This is a genomic window from Tardibacter chloracetimidivorans, assembly GCF_001890385.1.
In the GTDB taxonomy this organism is placed as follows: domain Bacteria; phylum Pseudomonadota; class Alphaproteobacteria; order Sphingomonadales; family Sphingomonadaceae; genus Tardibacter; species Tardibacter chloracetimidivorans.
In genome coordinates this window covers 72,215-87,852 of the sequence record NZ_CP018225.1, presented here as the reverse complement: position 1 = coordinate 87,852, position 15,638 = coordinate 72,215, and the positions used below count along the sequence as shown (strand labels likewise).

Genomic DNA, 15,638 nt, shown 5'->3' with positions numbered 1-15,638 from the left:
AAGCTCGCCATGCGCGGGCGTCACCAACCCAATTCCGCGTGCGATCCCAAGCGCACAAGCTGCAAGGTGTCGTCATCGGGCTTGCGGTAAATCAGCACGAGGTCGGGCTTTATGTGGCAATCGCGATGGTCGCGCCAGTCGCCGGTCAGCGCATGGTCGCGGTGGCGCGGTTCAAGCGGCTCGTCGGATGCCAGCGCCTCGATGATCGGGATCAGGTCAGCGTCCAGCGTCTTGGCGTGCTGCCCCTTCTTCTCCCGCTTGTAGTCGCGCTTGAACCGCCCGAAGCGTTCAATCGTCCGCATTGAGGTCGGCCATCAGGTCGACCACCGTGGCGAACCGCTTGCCCTTTCCCTCGCGCGCTTCCTTCATGGCCTCGATCGTCTCGGCATTGGGCACCAGCGGTTCAAACGGCAAGGCCTTGTCGCGGGCAACGCGGGTCAGCATCAGGCGCACGGCATCGGAGACGGTCAGCCCCATAGCAGCCAGCACGGTCGCGGCTTCCTCCTTCACCGCTCCGTCGATCCGGGTCTGCACAAGAGCGTTTGCGGCCATGTCGATTTCCTTTCTGCATGACGATGTAATGCAAGCGAACGCAAAGTGCAATCAGGCAAAGCCCCGGCTATCGACATGGCGACCGGGCTTCGCGTTTTTCACCTTCAATGCTGTGAGTGCCATCGGTTCGGGGCCCTGATCGGGAATGTTGGGGCCGTTCTCACACTTTCGGTGGGCAAACGGTCCCACAATCGTTCCACATTTTGGGCCAAATTCAGGCAAATCAGGGAGACGACCGCGAACAACTTACAAGACAAATCGTTGCTTTTTCAGTGTAGGTAGGGGTAGGGACGCCATCAGCTCGCTTGACACAAGGTTCTACACTCGACAGCGGGGTCCTCTACCACCGGGCAATTCTGCAGGATGCTGCAAACCGCGCGATATCAATGGCGGGCGAAAATTCGCTGACCGGCGCTGCCGAAGGCCACCACCGTATAGGGTTGGCGGGCAGCGCCTGCCACTTCCATGCCCTCCGAACCGATCGGCATCCCCGCAACCGCAATGCCTTTGACGCCCGCAGGACGGGTCGCCAGCAAGCGCTTGACGTCGGATATCGGGACATGGCCCTCGATCATATAGCCATCGACGATCGCGCTGTGGCAAGATGCCAGCGTCCGGGGCATGCCGGCCTTGCGCTGAAGCTCGCTGCGCGACGCATCGTCACGCATGACGACCTTGCGTCCCAGCTTCGCGCGCACGGCCTGCGCCCACTTCTCGCAACATCCACATCCCGGATCCCGGTGGACGACGATATCACTGGCCGCAAGCGCTACGCCGGGCATGGCGAGGAACAGCAAGGCGACGAATAGGCGGGTCTTCATGAAATGACTCCCGGAAGAACGATAAGCATGGGGCAGAGGCCCCTTCTTTTCTATACGCATCAATGCGCCCCTCCCCTCATCACGCAGATGATTTTACGATGGCGGGCGGCCTCCAGGCTAGCGGCAGGGACACAAGCAGCGCTAGCGATAGACCACCAATCCCCCACAGAACGAGCGGCTGCGCCCCGGGAGCGACGATGGCTATCGCCAGCGGCGCGAGCGCCTGCCCGATGCTGGCGGCGGAATGCTGGAAACCGAGCTTCACGCCTGAAGGGGCCCCGCCGCCGCTGATCCAGAAGCTGGTGACCAATCGAAGGGTTGCCGAGCTCCAGCCGGCAGCAACGATGATCCCACTGAGCTCGGCCATACTCGCGGCGACAGGAAACATGAAAAGTGCCACAGCCAGCAGGCCCAGCGTCAATCCGGCAAGCCGCCTCGGCACAGTGACCAGCCAATCCAGCTTTGCATGGAAGATCTGTGCCGCCAGCATGCCCAATCCGCAGAGACTGAGCATCCAGGCGATCTCTTCGCGGCTCAGCGAAATGGCGCTCCGCGTCACCAGGAGATTGACATGCATCGCCGCCAGCCCGCCGCCCGCGACGATCGTGATAAAAAGCAGGATCAACGTCGCGCCGAGCGTAGGCGCGGGCAGGTCTCCGCCATCGATGCAAGGTGCACACCAGCGCGGCAGACGCACGGCGCAAAGCGCCGCCCCGACGGCACCGATGCCGAGAGCGAGGATCATGAGGGGAGCGCGGGGCAGGATCGCGGCCGAGACCTCCGCCACCAGCGGACCGGCGAGATCGCCCAGAAACACGAAGGCGGTCAGCCAGGTGAAGCGGCGCGCCTGGTCCGCGCGCCCGCTTGCGGCAAAGCTCGCGCAGAGCAAGCCCAACGGTATGATGGCGGCCGACGCCATCCCCGCCACCAGACGCAATGCATAAAGCTCAGGCAACCCGACGAGGCCGATCGGCGCGGTCACCAGCGCGAGGATGACCAGCGCTGCGCGCAACATCGCCCGATAGTCGACCCGGTCCGCGATCCAGCCCCAGAGCGGCGCCGCCAGCAAGGCTGCCAGGGGATGGACCGCGGTCAGGCTCGCGACGTGAAAATCATGAGCGCTTGACGATAGCGCGCCACGAGCCGGGTCGACCAGTGCCGGAAGGAAGGCGAGAATGGCCGTCTGTCCCGCCGACGCCGCAGCCGCCGCGAGCAACAAGACGAAAAAGGAGGCCGGCCAGCGACCGTTGGCTTGCGATCCAGCCTTGTCACGCGGCGCGTTCGCGGTCGATCCCTCGAGTGGCCATCCGCGGATCACCACCAGGCGCGCAAGCCGATCACCAGCCTGTGTTCGGAAGGCCCTTCCCTGCGCAGGCGACGGAAATCGGCCGTGCCGTCAAATGCGCGCTCCCAGACGAAGCCGATATAGGGCGCGAACTTGCGCGACACCTCGTAGCGCAACCGTCCGCTCAGCTCGACATTGCTGAAGCCGCTGCCGAGCTGCCGATCGCTCGACCGCTTCGAATAGATATTGGTTTCCACCTGCGGCGTAAGGATCAACCGATTGGTGAACAGGACCTCATAGGAGGCCTTGGCGCGCGCCGCGAGACGCCCATCGGTCCCTACATAGCCGGTGAGCTGGACGTCGAACCAATAAGGCGCCAGTCCCTCGACGCCGGCGGCCAGCCATGTCGTCGCGCCCTTGCCGAGATCCTGCCTGACCCCGAGCAGCGTGCCCCAGAACGGGTTCTTGCTGTGCCACCACAGCGCCTCGACGCTGCTCTCCGGATCGAGACGTTGGTCGCGGGAGTTCTTGAGGCCCTGGCTGCGCAGCCAGAGCTTGTCATTGTCCTGACCCTTGGTGACGAGCACGGTCCAACCCACGCCCTGACCCTCGTTGCCGCTGGCGAATTCGAGCTCATCGACAAGTATCTTGGGGATCGAGAGCTTGTCGGCCATCTCATAGCCCGGCAGCGTCGAGTTGCGATAGCCGTCGGCATAATCGTCCGAGTTGCGCGCGTCCGGCGGGGCCTTGCCACCCTGCATCGAGCCCATGTCCATCGTGGCGCCGTTACCGGACGCCTTCGTGTCGGTCATATCCATGCCCGGCATGTCCATGCCCGCATGGTCCTGAGAGCCTTGCGCGGAAGGGGTGTGCTGAGCGGGAGTGGCCGTTTGGGCAGGGGTGGCGGCGGGCGACGGGGGCGAGGCATCCTGCGCGAGGGCGGGAGCCGTGATCGCCGGCGCCAGGAAGAGGGCAGCGCCAAGAGCGATGCCGCGCGAGGGGAAAATCCGGATCATGCGACCACCACCTCCCGGAACATGCCGGCCGCCATGTGATAGAGCAGATGGCAGTGGAAGGCCCATCGGCCCATGGCGTCGGCGGTGACGCGGAAGCTCACCCGCTGGGCGGGCTGGACCACGACCGTATGCTTGCGGACCTGGAAGGCGCCGTCCGGGCCTTCGACATCGCTCCACATGCCGTGCAGATGCATCGGATGCGCCATCATCGTGTCGTTGACGAAGGTGACGCGCAGCCGCTCGTTTGGCTTGAAATGAAGCGGCCTGGAATCGTTGAGCTTGATGCCGTCGAGCGACCAGATGAACCGTTCCATATTGCCCGTCAGATGCAGCTCGATGTCGCGCTCGGGCTCGCGCGGGTCGGGATCGCCGCCCGGCGTGCGCAGATCGGCCAGCGTCAGCACGCGCCAGCCGCGCCCGCGCAGCCCGGCGCCGGGATCGTCGAGATTGGTGCGCGGATAGTCGACGCGCATGTCGGTATTGGCGCCATATTCGGTGCGGGCGTGCCGTGCCCTGGCCGGCATCTCGGTCATGCCGTGCCCGGCATGCGCGTCGCCTCCCATTGCGCCCATCGTCGCCATCGCGCCCATCATGTCGACCGGCTCGAGCCAGGTCCGGGCATCGAGCGGCGGCACGGCTGCCGCCATGCCCGGGGCCGGTGCGATCGTGCCACGCGCATAGCCGCTCCGATCGATCGCCTGCGCGAAGATGGTGCGGGCGCCGCCCTCGGGCATGGTGAACTCGACGTCGTAGGTCTCGCCCGGGCCGATCCGGAATTCCTCGACCGTGACCGGCTCGACCGGCTGCCCGTCGGTCGATACGACCGTCAGCTCGACCCCGGGGATCCGCACGTCGAAGAACGTCGCCGTCCCCGCGCCGACGAAGCGCAGGCGCACGCGCTCGCCGGGCGCGGCGATACCGGTCCAGTTGCCGGCGGGCGGCGCGCCGTTCATCAGATAGGTGTAGGTCGCGGCAGAGACATCGCTGTAGTCGGTCGGGTTCATCCGCGAGCTGTTCCACATCCGCCGCCGCTCGAGCGCCTTGCCCAAGCCCATGGTGCCGACATCCTTGAGGAAATCGCCGGCGGTCGGCTGCGCAAAATTATAGTAGCTGCTCTGCTTCTTGAGATTGAGGAAGATCTGCAGCGGCGGCTCGTCCGACCAGTCGCTGAGCACGATGCAATAGTCGCGATCGGGCGCCCGCGCCGCCGGCGCCTGTTTCGGCTCCACGATGATCGCTCCATAGAGTCCCGTCTGCTCGGCGAGCGTGTGAGCGTGATACCAGTAGGTTCCGCTCTGGCGGACCTCGAAGCGATAGGTGAAGGTCTCGCCCGGCGCGATGCCGGCAAAGCTGATGCCGGGCACGCCGTCCATCTCCGCCGGCACGATGATGCCGTGCCAATGGATGCTCGACATCTCCTTGAGGCCGTTGCGCACACGGAGCGTGACCGTGTCGCCTTCGCGCAGGCGCAGGACCGGCGCGGGCACGCTGCCGTTCACGGCGGTCGCGATACGGCGTTTGCCGGTGAAGTTGACTGGCAGCTCGGCGATCTCGAGGTCGAACTCGGTCCCGCTAAGCTCGGCGGGCGAGACTGGGGCGGATCGCGCGAGAAGCGCCGGGGCGAAGCCGGCAACCGCGCCGCCGATCGCCAGCCCCTGGACGAAACGGCGCCGCGCGATCGGCCGGATATGTAAGGGAGACATGAACTGTACTTTCGCGAAGTCGGCTTCAGGCGAGGTCGAGGACGATCCGGCCCTCGATGTCGCCATGATGCATGCGGGAGAAGACGTCGTTGATGTTCTCCAGCTTGTCTGCATGGACCGTGGCCTTGACCTTGCCCTCGCCGGCGAACGCCAGTGCCTCGAGCAGATCGAGCCGCGTGCCGACGATCGAGCCGCGCACGGTAATGCCGTTCAGCACGGTGTCGAAGATCGACAACGGGAAGTCGCCCGGCGGCAGGCCGTTGAGCGCGACCGTGCCGCCGCGCCGGACCATGCCGAGCGCCTGCTGGAACGCCTTGGGCGAAACGGCGGTCACCAGCGCCCCGTGCGCGCCGCCAATGGCTTTCTTGAGCGCTGCCGAAGGGTCCTCGTTGCGCGCGTTGACCGTCAGTGTGGCGCCAAGGCGTGTAGCGAGGTCGAGCTTGCTATCGTCGATGTCGACCGCGGCCACATTGAGACCCATGGCTCGGGCATATTGCACCGCCATGTGGCCGAGCCCGCCAATGCCGGAGACGACCACCCACTCGCCGGGTCGGGCCTCGGTGGCCTTCAATCCCTTGTAGACGGTGACGCCCGCGCAGAGGATCGGCGCAATGTCGAGGAAGTCGACATTGTCGGGAAGGTGACCAACATAGTTGGGATCGGCGAGGACATATTCGGCAAAGCTGCCATTGACCGAATAGCCGGTGTTCTGCTGTTCGTGGCAAAGCGTCTCCCAGCCACCCAGGCAATGCACGCAGTGCCCGCAGGCGGTGTAGAGCCAGGGCACACCGACCCGGTCGCCTTCCTTCACATGGGTGACGCCGGCACCAACGGCGGCGACATGCCCGACGCCCTCATGGCCAGGAATGAAGGGCGGGTTGGGCTTGACCGGCCAGTCCCCTTCTGCCGCGTGCAGGTCGGTATGGCACACGCCGGTTGCCGCAATCTTGACCAGGACCTGCCCGGGGCCGACCGTCGGGATCGGCGCGTCCTCGATGACCAGGGGCTTGCCAAATTCGCGGACGACCGCCGCCTTCATGGTTTTCGCCATGTCCGTTTCTCCTTTGAGCGAGGGGTCAGAATAGGCCGAGCGCGTGCTCGTCATAGGAGACGAGCAGATTCTTGGTCTGCTGATAATGATCGAGCATCATCCGGTGGTTTTCACGCCCGAAGCCCGATGCCTTGTATCCGCCGAAGGCGGCATGGGCGGGGTACTGATGATAGCAGTTGGTCCAGACCCGCCCGGCCTCGATCGCGCGGCCGAGCCGGTAGGCGGTGTTGCCGCTCCGGGTCCAGACGCCCGCGCCAAGACCGTAGGCGGTGTCATTGGCAAGTGCGATCGCCTCCTCGACCGTCTTGAACGTGGTGACCGACAGGACGGGACCGAAGATCTCCTCCTGGAAGATGCGCATGTGGTTCTGACCCACGAACACGGTCGGCTGCACGAAATAGCCCTGGTCGAGCGCACCGCCCGGCAGCGCCCTGGCGCCACCGACCAGACACTGCGCGCCCTCGGCCTTGCCGATATCGATATAGCCCAGGATCTTGTGGAGCTGGTCCTCCGACGCCTGCGCGCCGACCTGGACCGACGGGTCGAGCGGATCGCCCTGGCGGATCGCGGCGACGCGCGCCACGGCGCGCTCGATGAAGCGGTCGAAGATCGACTCATGGATCAGGGCGCGCGACGGGCAGGTACAGACCTCGCCCTTGTTGAAGGCGAACAAAGTAAAGCCTTCGAGCGCCTTGTCGAAGAAGGCATCGTCCTCGTCGAGCACGTCCGCCATGAAGATGTTGGGCGACTTGCCGCCAAGCTCCATCGTCTGGGGGATCAGATGGTCCGCCGCGGCGTGCATGATCTGCTTGCCGGTGACGGTCTCGCCGGTGAACGAGACCTTGGCGATGCGCGGATTGGCGGCGATCGCCTGGCCAACGGTCCGTCCCGGGCCGGTAACGACATTGAGCACGCCGGGCGGCAGGATGTCGGCGGTGAGCTCGGCGAACATCAGCAAGGTGAGCGGCGTCTGGGATGCGGGCTTGATGACGGTGCAGTTGCCCGCCGCCAGCGCCGGGGCGATCTTCCACGCCGCCATCAGCAGCGGGAAGTTCCACGGGATGATCTGGCCGACGACGCCGAGCGGCTCGCGGAAATGATAGGCGATGGTGTCGGCATCGATCGTCGAGATGCCGCCTTCCTCCGCCCGGATGCAGCCGGCGAAGTAGCGGAAATGGTCGATTGCAAGCGGCACGTCGGCAGCGCGGGTCTCGCGGATCGGCTTGCCATTGTCGATCGTCTCGGCAAGTGCCAGCAACTCCAGATTGTCTTCGAGCCGGTCGGCGACGCGATTGAGAATCCTGGCGCGTTCGGCGGGCGCGATCCTTGCCCATTGATCCTTGGCGGCGTGCGCCGCATCGAGCGCGCGCTCGACATCTTCCGGCGTCGACAGCGCGAACTCTGCGATCTGGGCGCCATTGATCGGGCTCGTGTCGGCGAAATACTCGCCGCCCGCAGGAGCGCTCCAGCGGCCTCCGATGAAATTATCATAGCGGTGTCGGAAGGAGGCCGCCGCGTTAATGGTCCCGATCGCCTTCTCGAACATAACCTGACTCCATCTCTATCGATGGCCTGACGGAGTAATCTCTTTGCCCGGGTGGCCTATAAGTAAGTTCCGCAGAAGGTAGTCTGGTATCGGGGTCGCGGGCTTGAGGGTCAGACACGCCAACAGAGCCGATGACTATTCATCGACTCCTGAACGTATTCGCGCACGCCTGATCGGAATTATGCCGAGACAGGCGTTACTCGGCCGAGTCTTCTTTTGGCGAGGGCGGCGCTTGGCATTCCAATTCTGGCGTTACGCCCGGACGCGCTTTAGGCTCACCCAATCGCCTTTCTGAAGCGTCCCGTCCCTCACGCGGAAATGAGCGTAATGGTCGTCGAAAATCTGGTCGACTTCGACATGACCGACAAGGCGGCGGTGGCGCGGCGTTGCGTGATAGACTTCGAGTATCTGCCCGATGTGCGCGCCATCGGCTTTGCCCAGGCAGGCCACTGTGCCGCCCGCATCCGTACGGACGATCTTGCCGCGCATGAACAAGCTATGGCCGATACCCTGTGCGAGGAGCGGCGTGCTGCCAAAGAGCAGAAAGCCAACAGCAGCACCGACGCCAAGATGTTTTCGCATCACTGTTTCCTCTCTCACGTCAGTTGCTCGGTCCCGGCTTTGAAAGTTGGGAGCACGGGGCGACGCTGGGCATCGTCAAAGAACTGGCCCGCCGCGGGGGCGGCGGCGGGCCCTCAGCCCCGGGGGGTGTTTTATCGGGGCTGGAAACTTCACATGTCGCTCATCGGCTTGTCGGCCATGGGCTTGGCGGTCTTCTTCGCGGCCGGCTTGGCCTTCTTCATCGGCATCTTGCAGCAGCCACTCTTCGCCTTACCGGCCATGCCCGAGCCGTTCGATGCAGGCGACCCGCCGGACATGCCGGCCATCCCCGACATGCCCTGTTGATCCTGCTGGGCCGGTTGCCGCTGCTGCTTCTGCGCGCCGGCCTGATGATCCTTCATCATCTGATCGTGCATCTGCTGCCCGCCATGATCCATGCCCTGCTGGTGGGCATGGGCCGGCGCAGTCTGCGCGGGCGCGGGCGTCGACTGGGCGAGAGCGGTGCCGGCGGCGAAGGTTAGCGTCGCGAAGAGGCTGATGGTCGCCGCGCGAAATGTCGTCTGTCGCATTGAGGGTCTCCGAGTGTTCGTCCTGTTGCCCGGTCGACGTTCCGATCCCGGCAATTCCGAAGCTTCAATGCTGCTAGCGAGACGCAGTCTGTATACGTAACTTACGAATCCGCTTTGGATCGCGACAAGCATGCGCGGGATCGTGCGGGGTGGACCATGGCCCAAGTTCAAGCGAATTCATGATCCCGCTTGATGGCGGCCGGCAGCGAAGTGCAAAAGCCAATTGGCCCGCCGTGGGAGAACGGCGGGCCAAAGCTGCGGTTGAACTAGGCCACGGTCGTTGGCCGCCCAGCCTCGTGGTCGGAGCTGGCTTAATGCAGGGTCAGCAACCGCCCCGCGACCTATGCAACATGCGGGAGGCTCCGTCCTGGGTTCCCATCTCCCGCATAGCGATCCGATGGTCCTGCATCATCTCACCGTGCATCCGTACTTCGCGGTGTCGCATTCCTTGCATCTGGGCCGTGTCGGACCGAGCCGGCGCCGGCTTCGCCTTGAGCGTCTGTTCAAGGTCGGGCATGCCCGGCGGCATCCCATCGGCGAGAACTGGCCCGGCGCCGACGGCAAGGACGCCAAAGGCTGCGAGCGAAGCGATAATCGCTGCTTTCTTGCGCAAATATGATTCCTTCAAGTCTGAGTTTCAGTTCGACCGGACACATGCCCGGTCGATTCTCGCTCCCCAGGGAGCTTGCCGTTGAGATGGTATCGGCCTGGAGGTGGCAGTATACGTAATTTGCGAAGCTGGCGGTCAGCCTGCAATGTCCGCTTTAGTTCGGCTACTAGCAAAAGCTGGGCGCGGATGGCCGAAGACGGCGGCCATCAAAGCCTCCGCCTAGCCCGAGCACTGCAAAGCGACGCCGCCTGCTGCAGTTGGCGAACAGCGAAACGTAAATCGCACGCCGCTTTTGCTTCGGCGCGATCGTGGCAAGGCCCACCGCCGAACCAGCCACTCGGACTGGCCCAGGCTAAATTGTCGGAATAGACGCTCACTCGGATCGGTGCCGCAGTGATTGAACGCTCGCCTGGCTGATTATTGATCAACTTGAACCGCCCCGGGTTTGTCGGAGGCCTCGGGGTTTAAGTATGGACGCGTATCTATGCCGATCTGTTCACCGGCGACGAAAGCCAGCGCATCCGCGAAGCACTAATCAAGACGGTCGGGCAGGCGGGCTATGCAAACGAGAACATCTGGGGCGAGCAGATCGAGGATCGCGGCAGCCAGATCACATTCTCCGCGCTCGGTCAGCAAGCGCCGCTCGAGGCCAAGGACACGTGGGATCCCGATCACGCCAAGCGCAAGAGATTGCAGGCCCTGCTCCAGCCGTTGCTGCCAGGCTTTGGCATCAATATCGGCGGGGCGACATCGATCGACATCACGCGCGAAGGGATAGACAAGGCCTATGGCCTCAAGCGCCTTTCCGAGCAGACCGGCGTCGCACTCGACAAGATGATCTTCTTCGGTGACGCGATCTTCCCGGGCGGAAATGATTATCCGGCCAAGCACCTCGGGCTGGATACCGTGCAAGTCCGCGACGTTGCCGAAACCAAGTCGGTGGTTGGCGCGATCGCTGCCTGGCTAGTCTAAAAGCGCTACCGCCGATACCTAACCAGTCCCGCTTTCGCGCCCGTACGACCCAGCTTCGCAGCGGTCCCACATTGTGGAGCCGACGGATCGCTTCAATCGTGCCGGAGCTGCTTGACCCCACTACGCCTGGGCGCGTTCTAGGACACTCAGCTGGCCATGTCCGCCATCATCCGACAGCTGGCGGCGCAATCCTTGCAGGTAGCCGAGCAACGCTTGATCCGCTCGCCCACGACGTGGCTCAGGCATTCCCGCGCACATCGTTCGCAGCCGTCAGCGCAGGCGCGACACAGGATGGTATGGAGGGAGGATTCGCGCAGCATCGAGTTGGCGGTCGCCTCGCACAGTTCCGCACAGTCGTTCAGCATGGCGATCAGCGACGCCGTGGCTGACGCGCCGCCTTGCTTCGTCAGCCAGGCGGCGGTCTCCAGGCACATGCGGTGCGAAGCCACGCAATCGTCGATGCAGTCCGTCATCGACATCGCCATCCCTTCCATTCGATGCTGCTGCGCCGCCGCCGGCCCAGCCAGCGTTCCAGCGGCGGCAAGGCCGGCGCCGGCCATCAGCAATTCGCGTCTCTCGATCATCATGCACCTCCCATCTGCTATCCCTTGAGCGCTGCGCCGCGTCCGGCGGCCCCAGCCGTCATAGGCGACCCATCCAACGCCGCAGCACGCGCCTTCTCCCGCGCCATCCGGGTTTCCTCCCAAGGCCAGTGGCCGTTGATCTCGACCCCAAGCGAGATGCTCAGGAAGGTCCGCACCAGCACAAGCCCGGCCAGCACGATGAGATCGTCGAGCGTCGGGTTGATCACCAGCGACTTGACGATGTCGCCGGCGACCAGAAATTCCAAACCGAGCAGGATGCTGCGGCCGAGCGCCGAGCGGAACGCGCTATAGGCCTCGGTCCGGTCGCCCGCCCTCGCCCGCCGCGCAAACAGAAAGGTTGCGAGCCCCGCGCCGACGAGGATGGTCAGCGTGCCCGCCAGTTCCAGGCCGATCACCGCAAGCCGGAAGAAGGCGCTCAGCCAGTCGGCCTCAATGGTGATCATACCAGCCTCGCTTGCGGATATTGTTGAAGCTGTCGGTGGCGTGACAGGCATAGCATTGGTCGACGCGCGCTTTCGATCCGGCTGCGCGCTGCGAGACCATGCTGAAATGCTCCATGAAGTGACTGGGTGGCGCCTTGTGGCACTCGGCGCACTGCGTCGAATTGACCGATGGATGGCGATAATTGACGATCTTCCAGCTGTCGGTCTTGTGGCAGCTCGCGCAGTCGGTGCCGAACAGGGCCTGGTGCGGATCGCGGAACGCATGGCAGCTCGCGCAATTGAGCGCGGTCTCGGGAGTCAGGCTTCTAGTGTTTGTCGACATGCCCGCCGAAGGCTGCCGCCACTTTGCCATGTCGAGCAAGGCGGCGTGATCCATGCGGATGATGCCGCGCTCTCCCTCATGTTCGACGTGGCAGGAGGTGCACTGCGTCGCTTTCGCGTGGAACTGAGTCGACTGCTTCGTCCCGAAATCCGTGCCCGCATGGCAGGTGAGACAGGTCCGGGTTTCGACGCCCTTGCCCGGCGTGTGGCAGGCCGTGCATTGGCCGGCGAAGGACTGGTGCGCGCTCGAGAGCGGGCCGGGCGAGACGAGCTGCGCCACCAGGCCGGCATCCCTCGGCGCGTCCGATCGCATCCGGATTGCGACCGCGGCGACCATCACCAGCAGGGCTGCGATGAAGACGGCGTAGGAAAGACGCTGCCAGCTCATAGCCAGCGCAGCCCGTAATAGAGCGCCGCGCCGACATGGAGCGCGAGCAGCGCGAAGATGAGACAGCCCAGCAGGATGTGCAGGATCCGCCATCGCACGAACAGGGTGTTGGTCGCCTCTTCGGCGCGGATCGCGAATTCGGTATCAGCCAGCGCTGCGGCGATCCCCGCCTTGTCCTGGGGGCGCTGGCCCGCGGACGCATCCCCGGCGACGAACAGATAGCGCTTCCAGCCCGACAGCGGCGGGGCTGCGGTATCGGCCTGCGTCGGCGCCGCCGGCTCCTCGAGGAAGGCGGCGCGAAGCGAGGCCAGTTCCGACCTGCGTCCGCGCAGCGCCCGACCAAGCTGGGCAAGCAGGTAGCGGCCGATGAAGCCGGTGATGACCGTCATCAGCAGGAGGACGGTCAGAAGCAGTCCGACCGGGCTTTCGAGCTTGTGCGCGGCGTGGACCAGACCCAGGATCGGCGCCAGCACGCCGGCATAGATGTGGATGGCGAGCAGGGTAGGCTTGCTGACGAGCCGGGAGAGCACTTTGTCGACCCAGGCGATGTGCTTGGCCGCGACATAGGGAAGCGTCAGCAGCATCAGCACGAGCGCTGCGATCCCGATGATCCCGCCAGCGAGGCTACCCGGAAAGCGGGGCGACACGTGCACGAGATAGCCGAACGGGAACAGCAGCAGGAACGCGACCAGCAGGCCGACGGCGATGTCGCTGCGTTCGCGCATCAGGCTTCGACCACGAGCGGCGTGCCCGTCCCCTTCGCCTGGCACGCCAGCACATAGCCCTGCGCCTTGTCGGCGGGCGCAAGGCCGGACTCGACCTCCATCGTCACCTCGCCCTGCAACAGCTTGACCACGCAGGCGCCGCATGTGCCCGCACGGCAAGCATAGGGGATCTCGACGCCCGCGCCCTCGGCCGCCTCGAGCACGGTCTCGTCCGCGGGCAAGGCCGCCGACACGCCCGACACGGAGAAGGTCACCGTGCTCGGCGCCACCTCAACAGTCGGGGACGCCTTATCCGCTGGCGCGGGCGCGGGCTTGACCTCGAGACCCTCGGGGTCGGCCGGCAGCGAGGCCGGACCGAACGCCTCGGTGTGCAGCTGCGCTTCGGGGACGCCGAGCTCCGCCAGCACGCCGCGCATCGCGCCCATCATCGCCGGCGGGCCGCACATATGGATCCGCCGGCTCGCGATCTCCGGCACCGCGGCCAGGATCATCTCGCGGGTGATCGGCCCTTCGGGGCCCATCCAGACGGTGCCGGGCGCGCGCTGCATCGCGGCGACGACATGGAGGTTGGGAAAACGGCGTTCGAGCCGCTCGAGTTCGTCGCGGAACACGAATTCCTCGGTCGACCGTGCGCCGTAGAAGAAGAAGATATCGCCCTTCCACGCGGTGTCGGTGAGATAGCGCAGCACCGACATCATCGGTGTGATGCCGACCCCGCCCGCGATCAGCACGATGCTCTCGGCATCCGTTCCCGTGAAGGTGAAGGCGCCGAACGGTCCGCTGACCTTCAGCAGATCGTCGGCGACGACCTTGTCGTGCAGGTGTCGCGAGACCACGCCCTGCTCCTCGCGCTTAACCGTCAGCTCTACATAGGCCCGCTGAGTCGGCGAAGAGGCGATCGTGTAGGAACGGCGCGCGGTCTTGCCCGCTTCGGGCTCTACCTCGACCTGCAGGAACTGGCCCGGCAGGAAGTCGAACGGCAGCCGGTCGGCACTCGGGTCCGCAAGGCGGAACGTCAGGACCGTCGGCGTCTCTCGTACGATCTGGACCACGCGCAGCTGCCCTGCCCAGCTTTTGGGCTTGCGCAGCGAAGCCCCGGCGGGCGCGGCGGCATTGCTCGGCGCGAGGCCTGCGCTGTCGGCAATGGGTGCAGGCGCGGGCGGGAGCTTCGCAGTGGGGGGAGCAGCCGTCGGCTCCGGCTTTGCCGACGCCTTGCCGCTGGCGACCGCACCGGCGATCACCGCGATACGCCGAAGGCGGAAGATCTGTAGCGCGATCAGCGTCGCGCTGACCAGTCCCAGGAACAGCATGAGAAGGAGGTGCGAGGGCGAGATGCCGAACCAGTGATCGGCATGGCCGGGCGCGGCCTGGTCGATGTCAAGCTGATCGCGAAACCAGGAGAGGGCGACCTCGCGCGGCGGCTGGAGCCCCCCGATCGCGGCCTGTGCGGCAGAGCCAGCGCGGAACAGGTCCGTGCCCTCGCGCATACGCTGAGCTGCATTCAGCCGGGCCGAGATCGTCGTTGCGCGCGCGCCTTCGGCGGATGCGGCATTGATCAATGCCAGGCCTGTGCTCACCCGGTCGCGGGCCTGCGCCGCGACACGCTGCCGGGCGGCTTCATCGAGCACCGGAAAGGCGAGCAGCTGGGAGAAGAAGGCCGCACGGCGAGAGTCGTGGCCGTGCTCATTTTCCCCCTCGCCGTTGATCATGCGATCCATCATGGGGTTCATCATCTTCGCCATGTCGGACGAACCCGGCGCCGAGGGGGCGGACATCGCCCCGTCGGCCGACATCGAGGCGTCGCCTCCGCCGCCATGGTGGGCGGCATGATCCTCGCCCTCCTGCGCCTGGGCGCTCGCGGACAGGCTCAGGGCGAGCGCGAGCCAAAGGCTCCAGCGGCGAAGGCCCATCCGGTTACGCATCCTCTCTTCCCTTTTTTTTCTTGCGCCCTACATGTCCTTCATCGGCATCGCTGAATTCGTCGGCGCCGGATCGGGCGCCGGAGCGCTCTGGTTCGCGCCGCCGGCGCGCATTGCATCATGGTCCATGGCCTGCCGATGATGGCGTTCCATCGCTTCATGATCGTCCCGGGGATAGTCGCTGTTCGCGTCGGTCGGGGCGTCGCTGCCATTATCGGTCACGACGGCGGGGAGTACGGCGGAGTCGGTCGATGCGTTGCTCGCTGCAGGCAAGGTCTGTTCGCTCTTGCGGTCACACGCCGACAAGGCGAGCGCGGCCGTCAGCACGAAGCTCCATCCGATCGTGCGAGGCAGCAGATTGTCTTTGAGGTTCATGGTGCTTCTCCTCTTGAAGGAAAGACGTAGTGGCTATGTGTCACCCGGATGAATTCATTGAGCGTCGTGCAGAATCTGTTGGCAGCGCTCGTGTGACAAGTTCATGGGATTACGCCCCTGCCCTTTCATCTCGTTGTGGTCGTGAAGCGTCTGCAGGCCCATCTGCCCTTCCATGG

18 protein-coding genes and 1 pseudogene are annotated in these 15,638 nt (G+C 65.1%); 4 read left to right on the top strand and 15 right to left on the bottom strand.

What is annotated here, in order from left to right; genetic code table 11:
* Nucleotides 1–20 precede the first annotated feature (20 nt).
* From BSL82_RS19290 to BSL82_RS19250, 9 genes are all read right to left on the bottom strand, one after another.
* Nucleotides 21–302: a type II toxin-antitoxin system YafQ family toxin gene (locus BSL82_RS19290; RefSeq protein ID WP_004212690.1), complete on the bottom strand. Its 282-nt coding sequence runs from the start codon at nucleotides 300–302 to the stop codon at nucleotides 21–23.
* Nucleotides 289–552, bottom strand: coding sequence for a type II toxin-antitoxin system RelB/DinJ family antitoxin (locus BSL82_RS19285; protein WP_004212689.1), 264 nt, complete (start codon nucleotides 550–552; stop codon nucleotides 289–291). The genes BSL82_RS19290 and BSL82_RS19285 overlap by 14 nt, the downstream gene beginning before the upstream one ends.
* Before the next feature lie 383 nt (nucleotides 553–935).
* Complete coding sequence (locus BSL82_RS19280; protein WP_007683347.1) at nucleotides 936–1,373, bottom strand: DUF411 domain-containing protein; 438 nt, start codon at nucleotides 1,371–1,373, stop codon at nucleotides 936–938.
* 79 nt (nucleotides 1,374–1,452) lie between these two features.
* Entirely contained in the window at nucleotides 1,453–2,694 is a 1,242-nt protein-coding gene (locus tag BSL82_RS19275; protein WP_007683345.1) for an MFS transporter, read from the bottom strand.
* On the bottom strand, nucleotides 2,688–3,674 hold the full coding sequence (locus BSL82_RS19270; protein ID WP_004212678.1) for a copper resistance protein B: 987 nt from the start codon (nucleotides 3,672–3,674) through the stop codon (nucleotides 2,688–2,690). The genes BSL82_RS19275 and BSL82_RS19270 overlap by 7 nt, the downstream gene beginning before the upstream one ends.
* Nucleotides 3,671–5,377: a copper resistance system multicopper oxidase gene (locus BSL82_RS19265; RefSeq protein ID WP_062343367.1), complete on the bottom strand. Its 1,707-nt coding sequence runs from the start codon at nucleotides 5,375–5,377 to the stop codon at nucleotides 3,671–3,673. The genes BSL82_RS19270 and BSL82_RS19265 overlap by 4 nt, the downstream gene beginning before the upstream one ends.
* Nucleotides 5,378–5,402: 25 nt before the next feature.
* Nucleotides 5,403–6,428, bottom strand: coding sequence for an alcohol dehydrogenase AdhP (gene adhP, locus BSL82_RS19260; protein ID WP_004212676.1), 1,026 nt, complete (start codon nucleotides 6,426–6,428; stop codon nucleotides 5,403–5,405).
* Nucleotides 6,429–6,453: 25 nt separating this feature from the next.
* Nucleotides 6,454–7,974: an aldehyde dehydrogenase family protein gene (locus BSL82_RS19255; RefSeq protein ID WP_015449264.1), complete on the bottom strand. Its 1,521-nt coding sequence runs from the start codon at nucleotides 7,972–7,974 to the stop codon at nucleotides 6,454–6,456.
* Nucleotides 7,975–8,226: 252 nt separating this feature from the next.
* Nucleotides 8,227–8,556: a hypothetical protein gene (locus tag BSL82_RS19250; protein WP_021224454.1), complete on the bottom strand. Its 330-nt coding sequence runs from the start codon at nucleotides 8,554–8,556 to the stop codon at nucleotides 8,227–8,229.
* Nucleotides 8,557–8,709: 153 nt separating this feature from the next.
* Here BSL82_RS19250 and BSL82_RS21300 point away from each other — a divergent pair, with 153 nt between their 5' ends.
* The 4 genes and pseudogenes from BSL82_RS21300 to BSL82_RS19235 form a co-directional block, all read left to right on the top strand.
* Nucleotides 8,710–8,880 carry a hypothetical protein gene (locus BSL82_RS21300; RefSeq protein WP_226998779.1) on the top strand — a complete coding sequence of 57 codons (171 nt, stop codon included), beginning with the start codon at nucleotides 8,710–8,712 and terminating at the stop codon, nucleotides 8,878–8,880.
* Nucleotides 8,877–9,056, top strand: a complete 180-nt coding sequence (locus tag BSL82_RS21295; RefSeq protein ID WP_007406401.1) for a hypothetical protein — start codon at nucleotides 8,877–8,879, stop codon at nucleotides 9,054–9,056. The genes BSL82_RS21300 and BSL82_RS21295 overlap by 4 nt, the downstream gene beginning before the upstream one ends.
* Before the next feature lie 445 nt (nucleotides 9,057–9,501).
* Nucleotides 9,502–9,723, top strand: a complete 222-nt coding sequence (locus BSL82_RS20815) for a hypothetical protein (RefSeq protein ID WP_062121690.1) — start codon at nucleotides 9,502–9,504, stop codon at nucleotides 9,721–9,723.
* Between the two features lie 462 nt (nucleotides 9,724–10,185).
* Nucleotides 10,186–10,686 (top strand): annotated as a pseudogene (locus BSL82_RS19235) (HAD hydrolase family protein); the annotation flags it as partial.
* Between the two features lie 146 nt (nucleotides 10,687–10,832).
* Here the strand turns inward: BSL82_RS19235 and BSL82_RS19230 are convergent.
* The 6 genes from BSL82_RS19230 to BSL82_RS19205 are packed head-to-tail and all read right to left on the bottom strand — an operon-like array spanning nucleotide 10,833 to nucleotide 15,462.
* A complete protein-coding gene (locus BSL82_RS19230) occupies nucleotides 10,833–11,273 on the bottom strand; it encodes a four-helix bundle copper-binding protein (RefSeq protein ID WP_044663290.1) in 441 nt (146 codons plus the stop codon).
* A 14-nt stretch (nucleotides 11,274–11,287) separates the two neighbouring features.
* Complete coding sequence (locus BSL82_RS19225; protein ID WP_072599032.1) at nucleotides 11,288–11,734, bottom strand: DUF1622 domain-containing protein; 447 nt, start codon at nucleotides 11,732–11,734, stop codon at nucleotides 11,288–11,290.
* Nucleotides 11,721–12,443 (bottom strand): cytochrome c3 family protein, encoded by a 723-nt coding sequence (locus BSL82_RS19220; protein WP_044663288.1) that lies wholly within the window; start codon nucleotides 12,441–12,443, stop codon nucleotides 11,721–11,723. The genes BSL82_RS19225 and BSL82_RS19220 overlap by 14 nt, the downstream gene beginning before the upstream one ends.
* Nucleotides 12,440–13,168 carry a hypothetical protein gene (locus tag BSL82_RS19215; protein ID WP_044663287.1) on the bottom strand — a complete coding sequence of 243 codons (729 nt, stop codon included), beginning with the start codon at nucleotides 13,166–13,168 and terminating at the stop codon, nucleotides 12,440–12,442. The genes BSL82_RS19220 and BSL82_RS19215 overlap by 4 nt, the downstream gene beginning before the upstream one ends.
* A complete protein-coding gene (locus BSL82_RS19210; protein ID WP_044663286.1) occupies nucleotides 13,168–15,090 on the bottom strand; it encodes a 2Fe-2S iron-sulfur cluster-binding protein in 1,923 nt (640 codons plus the stop codon). Before BSL82_RS19210 ends, BSL82_RS19215 begins: the two co-directional genes overlap by 1 nt.
* Nucleotides 15,091–15,117: 27 nt before the next feature.
* The gene (locus BSL82_RS19205; protein WP_072599031.1) at nucleotides 15,118–15,462 is read right to left on the bottom strand and encodes a hypothetical protein; all 345 of its coding nucleotides are present in this window, start codon (nucleotides 15,460–15,462) and stop codon (nucleotides 15,118–15,120) included.
* Nucleotides 15,463–15,638 lie beyond the last annotated feature (176 nt).

Bases quoted from the DNA above. Each gene is read 5' to 3' on its own strand.
- BSL82_RS19290 (WP_004212690.1), bottom strand. From the start codon at position 302: ATGCGGACGATTGAACGCTTCGGGCGGTTCAAGCGCGACTACAAGCGG.
- BSL82_RS19285 (WP_004212689.1), bottom strand. From the start codon at position 552: ATGGCCGCAAACGCTCTTGTGCAGACCCGGATCGACGGAGCGGTGAAG.
- BSL82_RS19280 (WP_007683347.1), bottom strand. From the start codon at position 1,373: ATGAAGACCCGCCTATTCGTCGCCTTGCTGTTCCTCGCCATGCCCGGC.
- BSL82_RS19270 (WP_004212678.1), bottom strand. From the start codon at position 3,674: ATGATCCGGATTTTCCCCTCGCGCGGCATCGCTCTTGGCGCTGCCCTC.
- BSL82_RS19265 (WP_062343367.1), bottom strand. From the start codon at position 5,377: ATGTCTCCCTTACATATCCGGCCGATCGCGCGGCGCCGTTTCGTCCAG.
- adhP (WP_004212676.1), bottom strand. From the start codon at position 6,428: ATGGCGAAAACCATGAAGGCGGCGGTCGTCCGCGAATTTGGCAAGCCC.
- BSL82_RS19255 (WP_015449264.1), bottom strand. From the start codon at position 7,974: ATGTTCGAGAAGGCGATCGGGACCATTAACGCGGCGGCCTCCTTCCGA.
- BSL82_RS19250 (WP_021224454.1), bottom strand. From the start codon at position 8,556: ATGCGAAAACATCTTGGCGTCGGTGCTGCTGTTGGCTTTCTGCTCTTT.
- BSL82_RS21300 (WP_226998779.1), top strand. From the start codon at position 8,710: ATGTCGCTCATCGGCTTGTCGGCCATGGGCTTGGCGGTCTTCTTCGCG.
- BSL82_RS20815 (WP_062121690.1), top strand. From the start codon at position 9,502: ATGGTCCTGCATCATCTCACCGTGCATCCGTACTTCGCGGTGTCGCAT.
- BSL82_RS19230 (WP_044663290.1), bottom strand. From the start codon at position 11,273: ATGATGATCGAGAGACGCGAATTGCTGATGGCCGGCGCCGGCCTTGCC.
- BSL82_RS19225 (WP_072599032.1), bottom strand. From the start codon at position 11,734: ATGATCACCATTGAGGCCGACTGGCTGAGCGCCTTCTTCCGGCTTGCG.
- BSL82_RS19220 (WP_044663288.1), bottom strand. From the start codon at position 12,443: ATGAGCTGGCAGCGTCTTTCCTACGCCGTCTTCATCGCAGCCCTGCTG.
- BSL82_RS19215 (WP_044663287.1), bottom strand. From the start codon at position 13,168: ATGCGCGAACGCAGCGACATCGCCGTCGGCCTGCTGGTCGCGTTCCTG.
- BSL82_RS19210 (WP_044663286.1), bottom strand. From the start codon at position 15,090: ATGCGTAACCGGATGGGCCTTCGCCGCTGGAGCCTTTGGCTCGCGCTC.
- BSL82_RS19205 (WP_072599031.1), bottom strand. From the start codon at position 15,462: ATGAACCTCAAAGACAATCTGCTGCCTCGCACGATCGGATGGAGCTTC.